Source organism: Kribbella sp. NPDC000426, assembly GCF_040300265.1.
Taxonomy (GTDB): domain Bacteria; phylum Actinomycetota; class Actinomycetes; order Propionibacteriales; family Kribbellaceae; genus Kribbella.
This window is the reverse complement of record NZ_JBEPDK010000003.1, coordinates 650,880-665,719: the sequence shown is the minus strand read 5'-3', so window position 1 is coordinate 665,719 and position 14,840 is coordinate 650,880. Positions and strand designations below refer to the sequence as shown.

The window sequence follows — 14,840 nt, the reverse complement described above, 5'->3', positions numbered from 1 at the left end:
GGAGGCAGTCTCGCACTCGAGTTGTGCGGCACCATGGAGAGATGAGGATCGCTGTGGTGCAGACCGCCAGTGGCTACGACAAGGCCGCCAACCGGGACCTGGTCAGTCGCCTGGTCGCGGACGCCGCCGCACAGGGTCAGCCTGATCTCGTCGTGCTGCCGGAGGCGATGATGTCCGACTTCGCTGTTGAGGGCTCGGTGGCAGATGCGGCGGAGTCGCTCGATGGCGAGTTCGTGGCGACGCTGCGGAAGGCTGCGGTCGAGCACAGCGTCGCGATCGTGGCCGGCATGTTCGAGCGCAGCTGTGACCAGCACCGTCCGTACAACACGCTGCTGGCCGTCGGTGCGGACGGCGCACTGCTCGGTGCGTACCGCAAGATCCACCTGTACGACGCGTTCGGGTACAAGGAGTCCGACCAGCTCACCGCGGGCGACGTAGCTCCGGTGGTGGTGCAGGTCGGCGACCGGAAGCTCGGACTGATGACCTGCTACGACCTGCGGTTCCCAGAGCTGTCCCGTGCGCTGATCGACGCTGGAGCGGAGGTGCTCGTCGTACCGGCGGCCTGGGTACGTGGACCGCTCAAGGAGCACCACTGGACCACTCTGCTCACCGCGCGGGCGGTGGAGAACACCTGCTATGTCGTCGCCGCCGCCCAGAACGGCAAGAAGTACTGCGGCCTCAGCCAGGTCGTGGACCCGCAGGGGATCGCGCTCGCCTCGGTGGGTGAGTCGGACGGACATGCGTTCGCCGAGCTCACGGGCGAGCGGCTGGCCGACGTACGCAAGCGCAACCCGTCTCTCCAGAACCGCCGGTACTCGGTCACGCCACGTTGATCGCCCAGTGCGCGGACCAGCTGGTCCGAAACGGTCATTGACACGTTAACCTCCTGGCGTGGTGGATGCATTTGATCTGGAGCATCACGGTGATCTAGAGGTCGGCGAGGGTCTTGTCGACCTCGCTGTCAACGTTCGTACGGGTGCTCCGCCGCCGTGGCTGGTCGACGCGATCACGGCGAGCCTGACGGACCTCGCGGCGTACCCACGGCCCGGGATCGCGCTCAACGCGGTCGCGCGGCGCCATGGCGTCTCGCCGGATCGGGTGCTGCTCACCGCGGGTGCTGCGGAGGCGTTCGTGCTGATTGCGCGGGCCTTCCGGCCGCGGCATCCGGTCGTCGTTCATCCCCAATTCACCGAGCCCGAGGCGGCACTGCGTTCGGCCGGGCACCTGGTCGACCGGGTGATCCTGCGGCCCGAGGACGGGTTCGTGCTGGACCCGGCCGCCGTACCCCGGGATGCGGACCTGGTTGTGATTGGCAACCCGACCAACCCGACGTCCGTGCTGCACCCGGCCGACTCGCTGCGTGAGCTGGCGCGGCCCGACCGGATCCTGGTCGTCGACGAGGCGTTCATGGACGCCGTACCGGGTGAGCCCGAGTCGCTCGCGTGTGCGTCGATCCCGGGGCTCGTGGTGGTGCGGAGTCTGACCAAGACCTGGGGGCTCGCCGGGTTGCGGGTCGGATATGTGCTCGCGGCGCCGAGTTTGATCGAACAATTGTCAGCCGTTCAACCTCAGTGGCCGGTGTCCACTCCTGCTCTCGCGGCGGCAATTGCCTGCAGCAACGAGCGTGCGGTGGCGGAAGCGGCACAGGCGGCGCTGGACATTTCCCGGCAGCGTGTCCACCTGCTTGACAAGCTCGGGACGGCGCAGGGCCTTTCGACGTACGGCGTGGCGTCGGCGCCGTTCGTTCTCGTCCACGTTCGCGGTGCCGCGGAGCTGCGGGAATCCCTGCGTGCGCAGGGATTTGCGGTCCGTCGCGGGGACACGTTCCCCGGACTGGGACCGGACTGGTTGCGGATCGCCGTACGGCCGGAGGACGTCACCGACGGGTTCGTGAAGGTGCTCGCGGATCTTCTTCGCTGACCGATCCGGTACCCGCCGCTGAATCGAGTTGGCGCTGTAACGCTGGAGGGGTTTAGCGGAGCTCCACTTTGCGCACAAGATGGCCAGGGTGCCCCATTGATGATGTCCCGGGCATCTTTCTGGCCATTCGCGAAGGGAGCAGCACAATGGGTCTCAGCGACGACGACATGAACACCTCGTCCGAGGGCGGCGAAGGCTTGGCCGACGGCGGCGCGAACGTTGGCGGCACCGACGGTGGAGCCGACGGCGGCGCAGGCGGCAACACCTCCGGCGGGTACGGCGACAGCTCGTCTTCCGACGGCGGCGCTGACGGCGGTGCCGATGGTGGCACCGGCGAGGGCCCGGCTGACGGCGGCGCTTCGCCAGGTGCGCAGGACGGCGGTGCCGATGGCGGTGCGGGTGATGGCGCGGGCGGCGGCTCAGGCAACTACGGCGAAGGCACCGCCGACGGCGGCGCCAACGAGGGCGCACAAGACGGCGGCGCTGACGGTGGCGCCGGCGAGGGCCCAGCTGACGGCGGCGCCTCACAAGGTGGGCACGACGGTGGCGCTGACGGTGGCGCCGGCGGGTATGGCGAGGGCCCAGCAGATGGCGGCGCCTCGCAGGGGTCGCAGGACGGTGGCGCGGATGGCGGTGCCGGCGGCGAAGGTACTGCGGACGGCGGTGCGAACCCCAGCGGCTCAGACGGCGGCGCTGACGGTGGCGCAGACGGCGGCGCCGGCAGCGGAGAAGGCGGCGGCGGGAACTCCGGAAGCTGGTGACCACCATGCCGGACGCCGGGCCCAACCCCGCGAACCCCGCACCCGCGGCGGACGCTGCAGATCCGCCGGACGGGCTGCGGGGTGAGTGTCCGGCGCTCCGGCGTTGTGTGGCGGGGGATCTGGGCGAGTTTGCTAGCTCGTACTGGGGTAGGCGTTCGCTGCTGTCGCATAGCCCGGATCTGCCTGCGCCGTACGACGATCTGTTCAGTCTCGAGGCTGTTGACGAGTTGCTGTCCCGTCGCGGTCTGCGGACGCCGTTCTTGCGGATCGCCAAGAACGGCTCGGTCGTGGGGGATAGCCAGTTCACCGGACCGGCTGGTGTGGGCGCGGAGATCGCCGACCAGGTACGCGACGACAAGGTCGCGGCGCTGTTCGCCAGCGGGCACACCGTCGTACTGCAGGCTTTGCACCGGACCTGGCCCGCCCTGGTCGACTTCTCGACCCAGCTGTCCGCGGACGCCGGGCACCCGGTGCAGATCAACGCATACATCACCCCCGCCGAGTCGCAGGGGTTCTCGGCGCACTACGACGTACACGACGTCTTCGTACTCCAGGTAGCCGGCGAGAAGCACTGGACCGTACACGAGCCGGTGCACGTCGACCCACTCCGCAACCAGCCCTGGACCGACCACGCCCAAGCTGTCGCAGCGGCTGCCCGCGACAACGCACCGGTGATCGACGAGGTACTGCGGCCCGGCGACGCGCTCTACGTACCGCGGGGCTTCCTGCACTCCGCGAAGGCGCTTGGTGGGGTCAGCGCACACCTCACCGTCGGAATGCACACCCTGACGCGCTATCTACTCGTACAAGAACTGGCCGCCCTCGCCGCCAACCAACCAGCACTACGCACCGCACTGCCGCTCGGCTTCGACCCTGGCGACCCAGATCAGCTCGCACAGATCCTGCCCGAGGTAGCCGAGCAATTCGCACAACAGATCCGTTCCGCGACGCCAGACGCACTGGCCGGCCGGCTCCGCCGCCGCACGTGGTCCGGCAACCGCCCAGCACCCCTCCCACCGCTCGCTCACGCGGCGTCAATCGCCTCCCTGTCCGTAGGCACCACAGTCCGCCTACGCCCCGGCCTCCGCTGCCGAGTCGTCCCCGGCGACCCGGTCGTCCTCCAACTCCCCGACCGTACGATCACCTTCCCCATCTCCACCGAAGCAGCCGTAACCGAACTGACCTCCGGCGCCGACTGCAAGGTAGGCAACCTGCCCAACCTGACCGACGCCGACCAACTAGTCCTAGTCCGCCGCCTCCTCACAGAAGCCGTCTTGGTCGCGACCACCAGCTGAGCTTCGTGGCCCGGCTGGTTGAGGTCGCGTGCGCTGCTGTGCTGGTCGAAGGTCGCGTGAGTTGCCGTGCTGGTCGAAGGTCGCGTGAGTTGCCGTCCTGATTGAAGGGCGCGTGAGTTGCTGTGGTGGTTGAAGTTGCCGTGAGTTGCTGTGGAATTGTGAGGTGCCGTGGACGACGGGGACGCTCGATACCGACCGGAAACAGGCTGCGCAGCCCAGGCCGACCTCCGGCACGACTCCCTGACAGCCACCGCCCCACCCGCCCAACGCTGGCTCCTCATCGAATCCCACACCCCCTGGCCCCGCCAGGCCCTCACCACCCTCCAAGCCACTCCCACGCACCCCGTCAGCGCAGACGCGGACGCTGTAGGCCACACCTCCCCCGTCTCCGAAGCCGAGGTGGCGGAGGCTGTTCACCACACCTCCTCCTATCGCGCCGACGGGGCGGGCGGCGGTGTGCGGCTTGGGGACGCTGTGGCGCGGTTGTGTCGGGAGTTGGGGGTTCGGCCGGTGTTGGTTCGGCGGTATGGGCGGGTGGATCGGACACGTGGACGACGGTGGGGGTTGGTGGACTGTCGGCCGGGGCGTGAAGAAGTTCGGTGGGGGCCGCTACCGACAGACGAGCATCTGCTCGACGTACTCGCCGGAAAGGTTCAGGGGACGATCAGCACCGATCCCGTGTACCTCGTCTGCACACACGGGCGCCACGACGCGTGTTGCGCCGTGCGAGGTCGTCCGGTGGCCGCGGCGCTTGCCTCGGCGTACCCGGAGCGCACGTGGGAATGCAGCCACATCGGCGGCGATCGCTTCGCGGCGAACGTCGTCCTACTCCCGCACGGACTGTTCTACGGCCACGTCCCGCCGACCCGCGCCGTCGAACTCGCGCGGCAGTACGACAAGGGCCTCGTCGTACCTGATCTCCTCCGCGGATCAGGTGCCTTCACCCCGCCCGTCCAAGCCGCCCAGCACTTCGCCCGCGAAGCCGGCCACTCACCAACCGTCGACAACCTCCTACCGCAGTCCGTCCAGCAACTCCCCAACCACCACTACCGAATCCTGCTCACCACCACCGCCTCCACACCGAACTCGAACGCGACGTCCACCGGGGCGATCGCCGTCGAGGTGTCGGCTCATCTCGACACCGTTGACGCACGGCTGACCTGCGCCGGTACCTCGCCCGCCCAGGTCCGGCGCTTCGAGCTGCACTCCCTCACGACCGTCTGAACCCGCAAGCGGGCTGGCTCAGGTTGGGTCGATCGGGCGATCCTCGAGGTGCGATCCGTAGAAGGCCGACTGCCGGGCCATGATCTCGCGCAGGGGTGTGCCGCGAGGAACGCCGTACACCGTGCCGGGGAAGTCCAGCTCGCGTTGGACCTGCCACAGCTCTTCGTGCCGGTCCGGGGAGAAGAGCTGTGCCGGGTTGCCGGCCGCGATCCAGCCGATCGGGAGGATCGTGCCTGCTTCCAGGTGCGAGTTGACGTGCAGCACGCTGTTGATCCGGAGCTCTGCGCCTGTGCCGGCGACGGAACCGGGGAACAACGCGGCGCCCGTGGCGATGAAAACTTCGTTCTCGACCGTGGCGCCGTTGACGTGTGCATGAGGACCTACCAGGACCCCGTCGCCGAGCAGTGCGGGATGGTCGGCCCGGCCGCGCACCAGGGCGTTCTCCATCACCACGCTGTTCTCGCCGAGCCTGACCTCGCCGTTCTCCGCGGTCAGCACAGCACCGTGCAGGACTCTGCTGCCTTCGCCAAGGACGACGGCGCCGCAGAGCACGGCCGATGGTGCGACGTACGCGGATTCGGGCACGACCGGTCGTCGGCCGCGGTGTTCGAGCAGCATCTGTCGCTGTCCTTTCGTTGCGTGACCACCTCGCTCCAGCTGTACCCAGTCTTGTGTGTGAACCCTGCGGACTCTCCACAGCCCGGGTCCTCACAACCCCGGGCGGCGGTGTCCTCCGGCCCGTCCACATCGAAGGTGGGAGGCTCGGTCCATCGGACAATCCGGGTGGAGAACCGCGAACTGAGCCAACATTAGAACAGATGTTCGACGCAGCGCAACGCATTCTGACAGGTCAGGAATCGACCCGCGAAACGCAGTTCAGATCCGCTCGGAACTCAACCGCGGCGCGACCCGTGCCAGCACGTAGATCGTCAGGCTCGCGACCAGCGCGAGCCCGGCCAGCGCGACCCAGGGCAGCTCGTGATGGACCTCGAACAGCTGCGCGAAGAACCCCGGCGCCAGCACGCTCGCGAAGGCGAACGAGTACTGCCAGTACGACAGGTACTTCCCACGCCCCACCACAGGCGACACCGCAGCCGACAGAGCGTTGTTGGTCGCCGCATGCAGTACGTCGGCGAACGCATAGCAAGCCGTCGCAAGTACCAGCACCGGCACGACCCATCCCGCTGGAATGTGGATCTGCAGCGCCATCAGCACCGCCCAGACCGCGTAGGTGATCCCAGCGACCACCATGACGTTCGTACGACGACGCCGCTCGGTGTGCCGCACCACCAGCGTCTGACCGGTCGCCAGGACGACGGACGTCGCCGCAATCAGCACACCGACCAGCCACTTCGGCACCGTCAGCGCCTCAGTGACGTACACGGGTACGCCGACGCCGAGCATCATCGTGCAGAGCGCCAGCAACGTGTTCGCGCCGATCAGCACCAGGAACGTTTTGTCCTTGCGCAGCAGCGGAGCCGGACCGCCGTCCTGCGTGGTCCGCTCGTGGTGCGAGGGGTGTAGGCGCAGCAGGAGCAGACCGGCGACGTAGAACGTCACCGCGTTCACGGCCATCGCGACGAGGAACGGTGTGTCGCCGCCGATCGCCAGCAGCCAGCCCGCGACCAGAGCGCCGAGTGCCAGACCGCCGGCCTGCATCATCCCGCCCAGTCCGAACCACTTGTCTCGCTCGCCCTCGTCGGCGACGTCCGCGAGCAGACTGAAGATCGCCGACCAGAACACCCGCTGCCCGGTCGTCGTCACCAGCGAGCACAGGAACAGCACCCAGATCGATCGCCCGAAGAAGAAGCCGGTGAACGCCAGCCCCTGGGCGAACTGCGCGGCCACGACGATGTTGCGCGGCCCGACCCGATCGATCACGACCCCCACTGCGGCCGGTGCTGCGATGGAGAACAGCGTCGCGATCGTGAGCATCAGTCCGGCCGTGCCGAGCTGAATGCCGGCGACCTTGTTGAAGAACAGCAGCAGGAGCGGTCCCGCGCAGCCGCCGCCGAACGAGTCGATCGCCAGGCCGGCCAGCAGCGGTACCCGGCCGCGGACGTTCGGCAGGCCGAGTGACGTCGCTGCGGGCATGGCGGAGCGCTCCCATCGGTCATCTCGGCGGCTGGCGAACTCTAGCAAGCGCTCTCCGGCCGTACCATCCGATTTCAGTCTGCTGCCGACACCCGCCGTACGGCGATATTCCGGAGCGGACGCCACGCGACTGCCGTCATGAGCACCATGGCGACGAAGGCGATCGCGAACGGAGCAGCCAGTCCGAACCGCTGCGCCAGTACGCCGCCGAGCGCCGAGCCGATCGCAGCACCGCCGACCGAGGCCAGCAGGTACACGCTGTTCACTCTGCCCATCAGCGCATCCGGAGTGACCAGCTGGCGCGTCGTGGTCGAGACGATGCCCCACACGACGGCGTGGACGCCGAACACCCCCATAGTCGCGCCGGCGACCCACGGGTTCCGGGTGAGCGCCAGGACGAGGTGGACTGTCGTTTCGATGACCAGACCGGCGCGGAGCAGGGTCACCGGGCCGACGCGCGGTTCCAGGAAGTGGTACATCGGCATGCCGAGCACGCCGCCGACTGCGCCTACAGCTATGAGCAGGCCGAACTGCGTCTCGGTCAGACCGAGCCGTTCGCGTGCGAACAGCACCCAGGTCGCGAACGCTGCACAGAAGGTGATGTTCATGACCAGGATCGACAGTGCAAGCGTCCGTACGCCGGAGTGCCCCCAGAGCCAGCGGACTCCCTCGTGGACTTCGTGCCAGAGCGCTGCACGCGTGGAGCGGTCCGGCAGCGGCGGACGTACGGCGACGCGCGCGATCAGGGCTGCTGCCGCGGCGAAGGTGACCGCATCGAAGACCAGCGGGATGCCGGCGCCCGCCGCAAACAGCAATGCGCCGAGCGGAGGTCCGCCGAGCTGCTGGATGGTGGCGCTGGCGAACAGTCGTGAGTTGGCCCTGCCGAGCTGTTCCTTCGGTACGGCGCTCACGAGCAGCGCGCCGGATGCGTTGTCTGCAAGCGTTTCCGCCGTACCGAGCAGGAACAGGGTGAGGTAGATCGCCCAGAGCGGCGAGGTGCCGAGCAGTACGGCGGCACCCAGCGCGACCAGCACGATCGCGCGAAAGGTGTCAGCGGCAACAATCATCAACCGGCGATCGAGCCGATCGACGAGCACGCCACTGAACAACGCGAACAGCAACCAGGGCAGCTGCTGGATGAACGCCGCAGCCCCCACCGCCGCCGGCTCCGTGGTGATCGAGGCAACAAGCAACGGCCCGGCAGCCGCCATCGCGCCGTCACCGAGATTGGAAATGATCGAAGCCGGCCAGATCTTCCGGAAATCCGACCCGAGCTCAACCGGAAACGCAACAGCGCCAAGCGAACGCATGAGACCCCAGACCCTACCGCCGGCCCCTCCCGCCCGCACTCCAATTCCCCCCACCCACCTGCGCTATCCTCGATCCTCGGCGGCAACGCCGGGAGGGTTCGCATAGTGGCCGAGTGCGCTGGTCTTGAAAACCGGTATGGCGGGTGACCGTCATCGTGGGTTCGAATCCCACACCCTCCGCCTTTTGACTCCGGAAACAGGCGGCTGACCTGCTGAAACACTGCGGAGCGGGTGCCCTGAGCGCCGTCCAGTTGTGTCCGGCTAAGTCCGGCCCCCACGTGTTCAGCCCATCTCTGGCACTGAAGCACCAGAGAGCCATGTGGAAGAAGGTCCGGGAACGGGCCTTCGGCAAGGAAATCGCTGGGCGTTCGCAGCTCGCCAAGCGGCCATCCGATCTCCGGCACGCGGCCGTCTCGACCTGGCTGGCGAGCGGAGTCGGGGCACCCCGCGTCGCCGCCTAGGCAGGGCACAGCGTTGACGTGCTGCTGAGGGTCTACGCCAAGTTCCTGGACGGCCAGGAGGAGGTGGCGCGCAAGCGGCTCGAAGCCAGCGTTTAAGTAGCGCCACAGCAGCGCCAGGGTGGGCCACGGCGTACGTCGGGATGATTCCCGATGTTGATTGCGGCGGCTACACCAGCGCATCCTGTGGCCGTGAACAAGGTTCCGCTGACGACGCCGACCGCGGCGTTCGGGGAACGGGTCGTGGGCGGGGCGGCGATCGCGTTGGTAGCGTCGTTGGTCATCCAGAATGCCGTGTTTGTCTGGACCAGGCCGCCCGGCTACGGCGACCCGATCGAGAAGGTGCTCGCCTGGCACGCGGAGAACCGGGGCGTGGTCGCGATCGCGGTCGGCTCAGAGGCGCTGAACCTGCCGCTGCTGCTCGTGTTCGTGACCGGTCTCCACGGGCTGGTCGGGCGTCGCGGGGGTGCGGGCGCCGACTGGTCGCGCCTCGCGGTGGCCGCGGGCGCGACTCTCGCGGCGGTCTTCGCGTTCTACGCCGTTCTGTGGGACGGAGTCGTATTGTCCGCCGGCGAGCTCGCCGAGCCGAGCCCGCTGTTAAAGCTCGTCTGGCAGCTGCATGCAGGAGCATTCGCTCTGGCGCTGTCGGCGCTCGGCACCACCTTCATCGGCGCTGCGCTGGCGGCGCATGCGAGTCGGCTGGCGGCGCCGTGGCAGCGTGTGCTCGGCGTGGCCGGGGGAGGCCTGGCGATCGCCGCCGGGGTGGCCAACCTCGCGATCGCTGACGGCTCGCCGATCCTGTTCGTGGGGCTACTCGGCTACGCCGCCTGGCTCGTGTGGCTGCTGGTGACCGGCGTACGGCTGGTTCTGATGCCCAGGAAGGTCGGCGCTGCCTAGGAACCGTTCCCGCCACGCGGCGACCGCACTCCCTTGTCAGTCTTTGCTGAGACAGCGAGAATTTGGAAAGCAGACTGCTGGTCTCGATCTGCCCAGCAGATCCGCCGGCTCGCCAGTCCCGAAGTCCGATGTCCAGACGAGTACGGCGGTCAGCCCGCAGCAGCTCACGTAGCTCTGAGTGAGCGCGGGTACGTGGCCTGAGGACGGATTCCGGGACAGGCCACCTGCTGAGGGGGGACGCGGTGCCAGAGGGCCTGTCGCCGAACGAAGTCGGAAAGGAAATCTCCGAGCACCGGGCACGGGAAGGCCCCGGCACCGGGCATGCCGGCCGCGACCGACTGATCACTATCAGCGAGGCGTTCCTGCTTGCTGTCGTAGCGGTGCTCGCGGCCTGGTCCGGCTTCGCGGCGGCGAAGTGGGGCACCGAGTCGTCCTTCCAGCTGGCTCAGGCGTCGGCGGCCAGGTCGGAGGCGAATCGGGCCGCTTACGAGGCCGCGGATCTGCGGAACTTCGACGCGCTGGCATTCAACGCCTGGTACACCGCCTACCTCGCAGACAACGAGCAGGCGATGCGGGTAGCCCAGTACCGATTCCGCCCGGTGTTCCTGGCCGCGTTCAACGCCTGGCTCACGACAGACCCGTTCAACAACCCGCAAGCGCCCAAAGGCCCGACCTATATGCGCCAGTACCACCAACCCGAGCTGGCCCGAGCCGGCCTGCTTGACGCCAGCGCCGACCGCCACTACGCCGCGGGGGTGACGGCGGGCAACAACTCCGACAACTACGTGCGGACCACGATCTACCTGGCGACCGTGCTGTTCCTCGCCGGCATCAGTGGCCACTTCCGGGTGCGCTCGGCCCGCATCGGTCTTATTTGCGTCGGCGGGGCCATCCTCGTGTTCGCGTGCGTGCTGCTGTTCCTCGCCCCGAAACCACCCGTCTGAGGCGGAATGCTGGAACAGTGGTTCACGAAACCGGCCGCGACCATGGCCAGGTATTCACCTGCATCCCACGACGGCGAGCTATCTGGATTGCGGAGTCGCTCTGCCGCGACGGCCGTGGATCTGGCAATCTGGACTCATGGGCGGGGGTGGGTCGAGTGCCCTGGTTCCCGGGGTACAGCAGCGGAAGGCCTATGGCAGGGCCGCCCGCGGTACGGCGCCGCGCCGCGCTCACGCCGACTGGGAACTGTCGCCTGATCGGCCCGACCCGCTCGACATCCTGCAGGCACAGGCCGCGACCCGGGAACCGGACCTGGTCCCGGTGCGCTACGGCCGGATGCTGGCCTCGCCGTTCGACTTCTTCCGCGGCGGCCCGGCGATCATGGCCAACGACCTCGCCGGCACGCCGACCACCGGCATCGCCGTACAGGCATGCGGCGACGCACATCTGGTCAACTTCGGCCTGTTCGGAACACCGGAGCGCGACCTCGTCTTCGACGTCAACGACTTCGACGAAACCCTGCCCGGCCCGTGGGAATGGGACGTGAAACGCCTGGCCGCCAGTGTCGCCGTCGCCGGCCGGCAGAACGGCTTCACGTCGGACCAGCAGCGCGCGGCGGCTCGCGAAACGGTCCGCGAGTATCGCGAAGCCATGCTGACCTTCGCCGAGCTCGCCACGCTCGACCTGTGGTACCTGCACCTGTCTTCCGCGCAAATGACCGACATCATCCGACGCCTGGAAAAGGAGTTCGGAACCACCGCGCCCAAGCTGACACCCACCAGGCTGCACAAGGTCTTCGCCAAGGCGAAGGCACACGACAATCTGCGCGCCTTCGCCAAGCTCTGCCTGCGCAGCAGCGCCGGGGTGCGACTGGCCAGCCACCCGCCACTCCTCGTCCCGGTCCGGGAGCTCTTCGCCGCGGCCGACGCCCAGCTGCTCACCGCCGGCATCCAAGAAGCCGTCGACAGCTACCGGCACAGCCTCGACGACAACCGCCGAGCACTGTTCGACCAATTCGAGATCGTCGACATCGCGCGCAAGGTGGTCGGCGTCGGCAGCGTCGGCACCCGCTGCTACGTCGCCCTACTCCGCGGCAAGGGCATCCACGACCTGCTGTTCCTCCAGATCAAACAAGCCGAAGCCAGCGTCCTCGAGCCGTACGTCGCCACCAGCGAGTTCTCACACCACGGCCAACGCGTGGTCGCCGGACAACGGCTCCTGCAATCGCTCCCCGACATCTTCCTCGGCTGGACCACCGGACCCCGCGGCTTCGACTACTACGTGCGTCAACTGTGGGACATGAAAGGCGCCATCGACCCGGCCAAGCTCACCCCCGGAGGTCTGGGCGTCTATGGCGGCATGTGCGGCTGGACCCTCGCCCGCGCCCACGGCCGAGGTGGAGATGAGATCGCCATCGCCGGCTACCTCGGAAACGCCGACATCTTCGATGAGGCCATCGCCGACTTCGCCCTCGCCTACGCCGACACCAACGCCCGCGACCACCGCAGACTCGCCGCAGCAGTAGACGCCGGCACCATCCCCATCAGCCCCGAAATCTGACGGTGCGCTGTGCCCGCCGCCGAGGCACGTTCCAGACCGGGTGCTTGACGCATGCCGATATAGGCATATGATTGCGGCATGGCACGGGCAGCGACGACGTCGGATGTTTTCAATGCGATTGCGGAGCCGCAGCGGCGGGAGATCTTGGTGTTGCTGCGCGATGGGGAGCGGCCGGTGACTGAGTTGGCCGAGGAGTTGGGGATGACGCAGCCGGGGGCGTCGAAGCACCTGCGGGTGCTTCGGGAGGTCGGGCTGGTGCGGGACCGGAGGGCGGGCAAGCAGCGGCTGTACGGGCTGGATGCTCGCGGGCTGCGGCCTGTCCACGAGTGGACGGGTGGGTTCGAACAGTTCTGGAACGAGAGCTTCGATCGGTTGGACGCGTATGTGCAGGACCTCAAGCAGGCAAGCGAGGAGGAGCAGTAAATGAGCACGGCAAGACAAGGAACGCCGTCGACGGCCGATCGGGAGATCGTGATCTCGCGCGTCATCGACGCACCGCGAGAGCTGGTGTTCGAGGCGTTCACGGAGGTCCGGCACCTGTCGCAGTGGTGGGGACCGGAGGGATTCACCACGACCACGCGAGCGTTCGAGTTCCGCGCCGGCGGCGAGTGGGACTTCCTGATGCACGGGCCGGACGGGACGGACTACACCGAGTGGATCACCTGGACCGAGATCGTCCCGCCGGAGCGGATCACGCTGCTGCACGGTGAGTCCCGCGACGACCCGAACGCCTTCGACTCGGTGCTGACGTTCGAGCCCGCCGGTGCGGGGACCCGGATCGAGATGCACACGGTGTTCCCGACCAGGGAGTTGCGCGACGAGGCGGTCGAGAAGTATCACGCGATCGAGGGCGGTCAGCAGACCGTCGCCAACCTGGCGGCGTACGTCGAGGAGCTTGTTCGGAAGGGAGTTGAGAACTGATGGCAGGCAAGGTGTTCTTCAGCGTGACGATGTCGCTCGACGGTTTCGTGGCGCCGGACGACGTGCCGTTGGACGTCGTGTTCTCGCCCGAGGGCCAAACGGACCCCAGGGTCCAGAGCTGGATGTCGAAGTGGTCGGAACTGCAGGCGTGGATCTTCCCGCAGCGGTTCTTCCGGGAAAACCTGAAGCTCGGTGAGGGCGGCGAGGAAGGGCTCGACAACGACATCGCGCGGGCGACGTACGAGCGCACCGGTGCGAGCGTGATGGGCAAGCGGATGTTCGACGGCGGCGCGCTGGCCTGGCCGGAGGAGGCGCCGTTCCACACGCCGGTCTTCGTCGTGACGCACGAGACGCGTGACTCCTGGGAGCGGCCGGGCGGGACCACGTTCCACTTCGTCAACGACGGCATCGAGAAGGCGCTCGACCTGGCCCGCGAGGCCGCCGGCGAACGCGACGTACGCATCGCGGGTGGCGGTGCGACGATCCTGGAGTATCTGAACGCCGGCCTGATCGACGAGTTCACGATCGCGCTCGCACCTGTGTTGTTCGGCACCGGGATCCGCTTGTTCGACGGCATCAACGACGATCGCGTGGCTCTGGAACAGGTCCGCGCGGACCCCTCGCCGAGGACCACGCACCTGACCTACGTCGTCCGGGAGCGGTAGCCAGGCTGTCCCGAATTCGATTGCTGATCGGTTGTGCCCGCCGGAGGATGCGGGCATGACCATCAGGCAGCTGGATCCGGCGGACGCCGTGGCGATGGGCCAGTGGTACGAGCTGGTCGTCGCGGTCACGCAGTACGACGTGCCCGACTTCCCGACACCCAGCCGGCGGGCACACCTGGCCCGCTTCGAGGACCCGACCCTGCTGGCCTGGGACGGGGACCGAGTCATCGGTGCCGCGTCGTACCAGCTGCCCCAGACGGAGAACCTCAGGTTGATGTACCTGGATCTCGTCGTGCACCCGCAGTACCGGCGCCGCGGCATCGGCACTGAACTGCTCGAGGCTGCCGCGCGGGTACGCCGGCAGGAGGCGGATGAACTGGGACGCGGCTATCGCTCCTACTCGACCGCTGCCCGGCACGATGCGACCGGGCAGATCGTCGCCCGGACCAAGCTGTCGTTCGAGTCCGACGACGATACCCATGCGCGTCAGCGGATCACGATCGTCGAGCCGGCGCACCGAGGCCGGCGTCTCGGTCTGCTGGTGAAGTCGGCCAATCACACGTACACACAGGCGAACGAGCCGGCGCTCCGCTTCGTCGACGCGTGGAACGCCGAGGACAACACGCATATGCGCGCGGTCAACGCGGTGCTCGGCTTCGAGCCTGTCGACGGCTGGGCGGTCTTCCAGTTGCCGGTGCCGGCTGCGTCAGTGGATTGTCAGCGACTCGTCAGCGCACGTCTCTACCGTCCTTAGGTGTTCACACCGAAGGATGGGAGGGCGACCATGCTCGCC

At 68.0% G+C, this 14,840-nt stretch carries 15 protein-coding genes and 1 tRNA gene; 13 read left to right on the top strand and 3 right to left on the bottom strand.

The window, feature by feature from the left end; translation table 11 throughout:
- The first annotated feature begins 41 nt into the window (after positions 1-41).
- From ABT313_RS17030 to ABT313_RS17010, 5 genes are all read left to right on the top strand, one after another.
- Entirely contained in the window at positions 42-833 is a 792-nt protein-coding gene (locus ABT313_RS17030) for a carbon-nitrogen hydrolase family protein (RefSeq protein ID WP_350853905.1), read from the top strand.
- A 58-nt stretch (positions 834-891) separates the two neighbouring features.
- Positions 892-1,920, top strand: a complete 1,029-nt coding sequence (gene cobC / locus ABT313_RS17025) for an Rv2231c family histidinol phosphate aminotransferase CobC (protein ID WP_350853903.1) — start codon at positions 892-894, stop codon at positions 1,918-1,920.
- Positions 1,921-2,066: 146 nt separating this feature from the next.
- Positions 2,067-2,681 (top strand): BatC protein, encoded by a 615-nt coding sequence (locus ABT313_RS17020; RefSeq protein ID WP_350853900.1) that lies wholly within the window; start codon positions 2,067-2,069, stop codon positions 2,679-2,681.
- Positions 2,682-2,686: 5 nt separating this feature from the next.
- Entirely contained in the window at positions 2,687-3,976 is a 1,290-nt protein-coding gene (locus ABT313_RS17015) for a cupin domain-containing protein (RefSeq protein WP_350853897.1), read from the top strand.
- Positions 3,977-4,144: 168 nt separating this feature from the next.
- Positions 4,145-5,200 (top strand): sucrase ferredoxin, encoded by a 1,056-nt coding sequence (locus ABT313_RS17010; protein WP_350853894.1) that lies wholly within the window; start codon positions 4,145-4,147, stop codon positions 5,198-5,200.
- A gap of 18 nt (positions 5,201-5,218) precedes the next feature.
- Here the strand turns inward: ABT313_RS17010 and ABT313_RS17005 are convergent, their stop codons facing one another.
- From ABT313_RS17005 to ABT313_RS16995, 3 genes are all read right to left on the bottom strand, one after another.
- Positions 5,219-5,818 carry a gamma carbonic anhydrase family protein gene (locus ABT313_RS17005; protein WP_350853891.1) on the bottom strand — a complete coding sequence of 200 codons (600 nt, stop codon included), beginning with the start codon at positions 5,816-5,818 and terminating at the stop codon, positions 5,219-5,221.
- Between the two features lie 258 nt (positions 5,819-6,076).
- Entirely contained in the window at positions 6,077-7,294 is a 1,218-nt protein-coding gene (locus ABT313_RS17000; RefSeq protein WP_350853888.1) for an MFS transporter, read from the bottom strand.
- 74 nt (positions 7,295-7,368) lie between these two features.
- On the bottom strand, positions 7,369-8,604 hold the full coding sequence (locus tag ABT313_RS16995; protein WP_350853885.1) for an MFS transporter: 1,236 nt from the start codon (positions 8,602-8,604) through the stop codon (positions 7,369-7,371).
- Positions 8,605-8,695: 91 nt separating this feature from the next.
- Here ABT313_RS16995 and ABT313_RS16990 point away from each other — a divergent pair.
- From ABT313_RS16990 to ABT313_RS16955, 8 genes are all read left to right on the top strand, one after another.
- Positions 8,696-8,784: transfer RNA gene (locus ABT313_RS16990), tRNA-Ser, on the top strand.
- A 470-nt stretch (positions 8,785-9,254) separates the two neighbouring features.
- Positions 9,255-9,959 (top strand): hypothetical protein, encoded by a 705-nt coding sequence (locus tag ABT313_RS16985; RefSeq protein ID WP_350853882.1) that lies wholly within the window; start codon positions 9,255-9,257, stop codon positions 9,957-9,959.
- Positions 9,960-10,201: 242 nt separating this feature from the next.
- Positions 10,202-10,903 carry a hypothetical protein gene (locus ABT313_RS16980; RefSeq protein ID WP_350853880.1) on the top strand — a complete coding sequence of 234 codons (702 nt, stop codon included), beginning with the start codon at positions 10,202-10,204 and terminating at the stop codon, positions 10,901-10,903.
- Between the two features lie 136 nt (positions 10,904-11,039).
- Entirely contained in the window at positions 11,040-12,461 is a 1,422-nt protein-coding gene (locus ABT313_RS16975) for a DUF2252 domain-containing protein (RefSeq protein WP_350853877.1), read from the top strand.
- 78 nt (positions 12,462-12,539) lie between these two features.
- Entirely contained in the window at positions 12,540-12,884 is a 345-nt protein-coding gene (locus ABT313_RS16970; RefSeq protein ID WP_350853875.1) for an ArsR/SmtB family transcription factor, read from the top strand.
- Positions 12,885-13,382 (top strand): SRPBCC family protein, encoded by a 498-nt coding sequence (locus ABT313_RS16965; protein WP_350853872.1) that lies wholly within the window; start codon positions 12,885-12,887, stop codon positions 13,380-13,382. It abuts the gene before it with no gap.
- Positions 13,382-14,047: a dihydrofolate reductase family protein gene (locus ABT313_RS16960; RefSeq protein WP_350853869.1), complete on the top strand. Its 666-nt coding sequence runs from the start codon at positions 13,382-13,384 to the stop codon at positions 14,045-14,047. Before ABT313_RS16965 ends, ABT313_RS16960 begins: the two co-directional genes overlap by 1 nt.
- Before the next feature lie 55 nt (positions 14,048-14,102).
- Positions 14,103-14,801, top strand: a complete 699-nt coding sequence (locus ABT313_RS16955; RefSeq protein ID WP_350853866.1) for a GNAT family N-acetyltransferase — start codon at positions 14,103-14,105, stop codon at positions 14,799-14,801.
- The last annotated feature ends 39 nt before the right edge of the window (positions 14,802-14,840 follow it).

Excerpts from the sequence above, each read along its gene's own strand:
- ABT313_RS17030 (WP_350853905.1), top strand. The coding sequence starts at position 42 with ATGAGGATCGCTGTGGTGCAGACCGCCAGTGGCTACGACAAGGCCGCC.
- ABT313_RS17020 (WP_350853900.1), top strand. The coding sequence starts at position 2,067 with ATGGGTCTCAGCGACGACGACATGAACACCTCGTCCGAGGGCGGCGAA.
- ABT313_RS17015 (WP_350853897.1), top strand. The coding sequence starts at position 2,687 with ATGCCGGACGCCGGGCCCAACCCCGCGAACCCCGCACCCGCGGCGGAC.
- ABT313_RS17005 (WP_350853891.1), bottom strand. The coding sequence starts at position 5,818 with ATGCTGCTCGAACACCGCGGCCGACGACCGGTCGTGCCCGAATCCGCG.
- ABT313_RS17000 (WP_350853888.1), bottom strand. The coding sequence starts at position 7,294 with ATGCCCGCAGCGACGTCACTCGGCCTGCCGAACGTCCGCGGCCGGGTA.
- ABT313_RS16995 (WP_350853885.1), bottom strand. The coding sequence starts at position 8,604 with ATGCGTTCGCTTGGCGCTGTTGCGTTTCCGGTTGAGCTCGGGTCGGAT.
- ABT313_RS16975 (WP_350853877.1), top strand. The coding sequence starts at position 11,040 with ATGGGCGGGGGTGGGTCGAGTGCCCTGGTTCCCGGGGTACAGCAGCGG.
- ABT313_RS16970 (WP_350853875.1), top strand. The coding sequence starts at position 12,540 with ATGGCACGGGCAGCGACGACGTCGGATGTTTTCAATGCGATTGCGGAG.
- ABT313_RS16965 (WP_350853872.1), top strand. The coding sequence starts at position 12,885 with ATGAGCACGGCAAGACAAGGAACGCCGTCGACGGCCGATCGGGAGATC.
- ABT313_RS16960 (WP_350853869.1), top strand. The coding sequence starts at position 13,382 with ATGGCAGGCAAGGTGTTCTTCAGCGTGACGATGTCGCTCGACGGTTTC.
- ABT313_RS16955 (WP_350853866.1), top strand. The coding sequence starts at position 14,103 with ATGACCATCAGGCAGCTGGATCCGGCGGACGCCGTGGCGATGGGCCAG.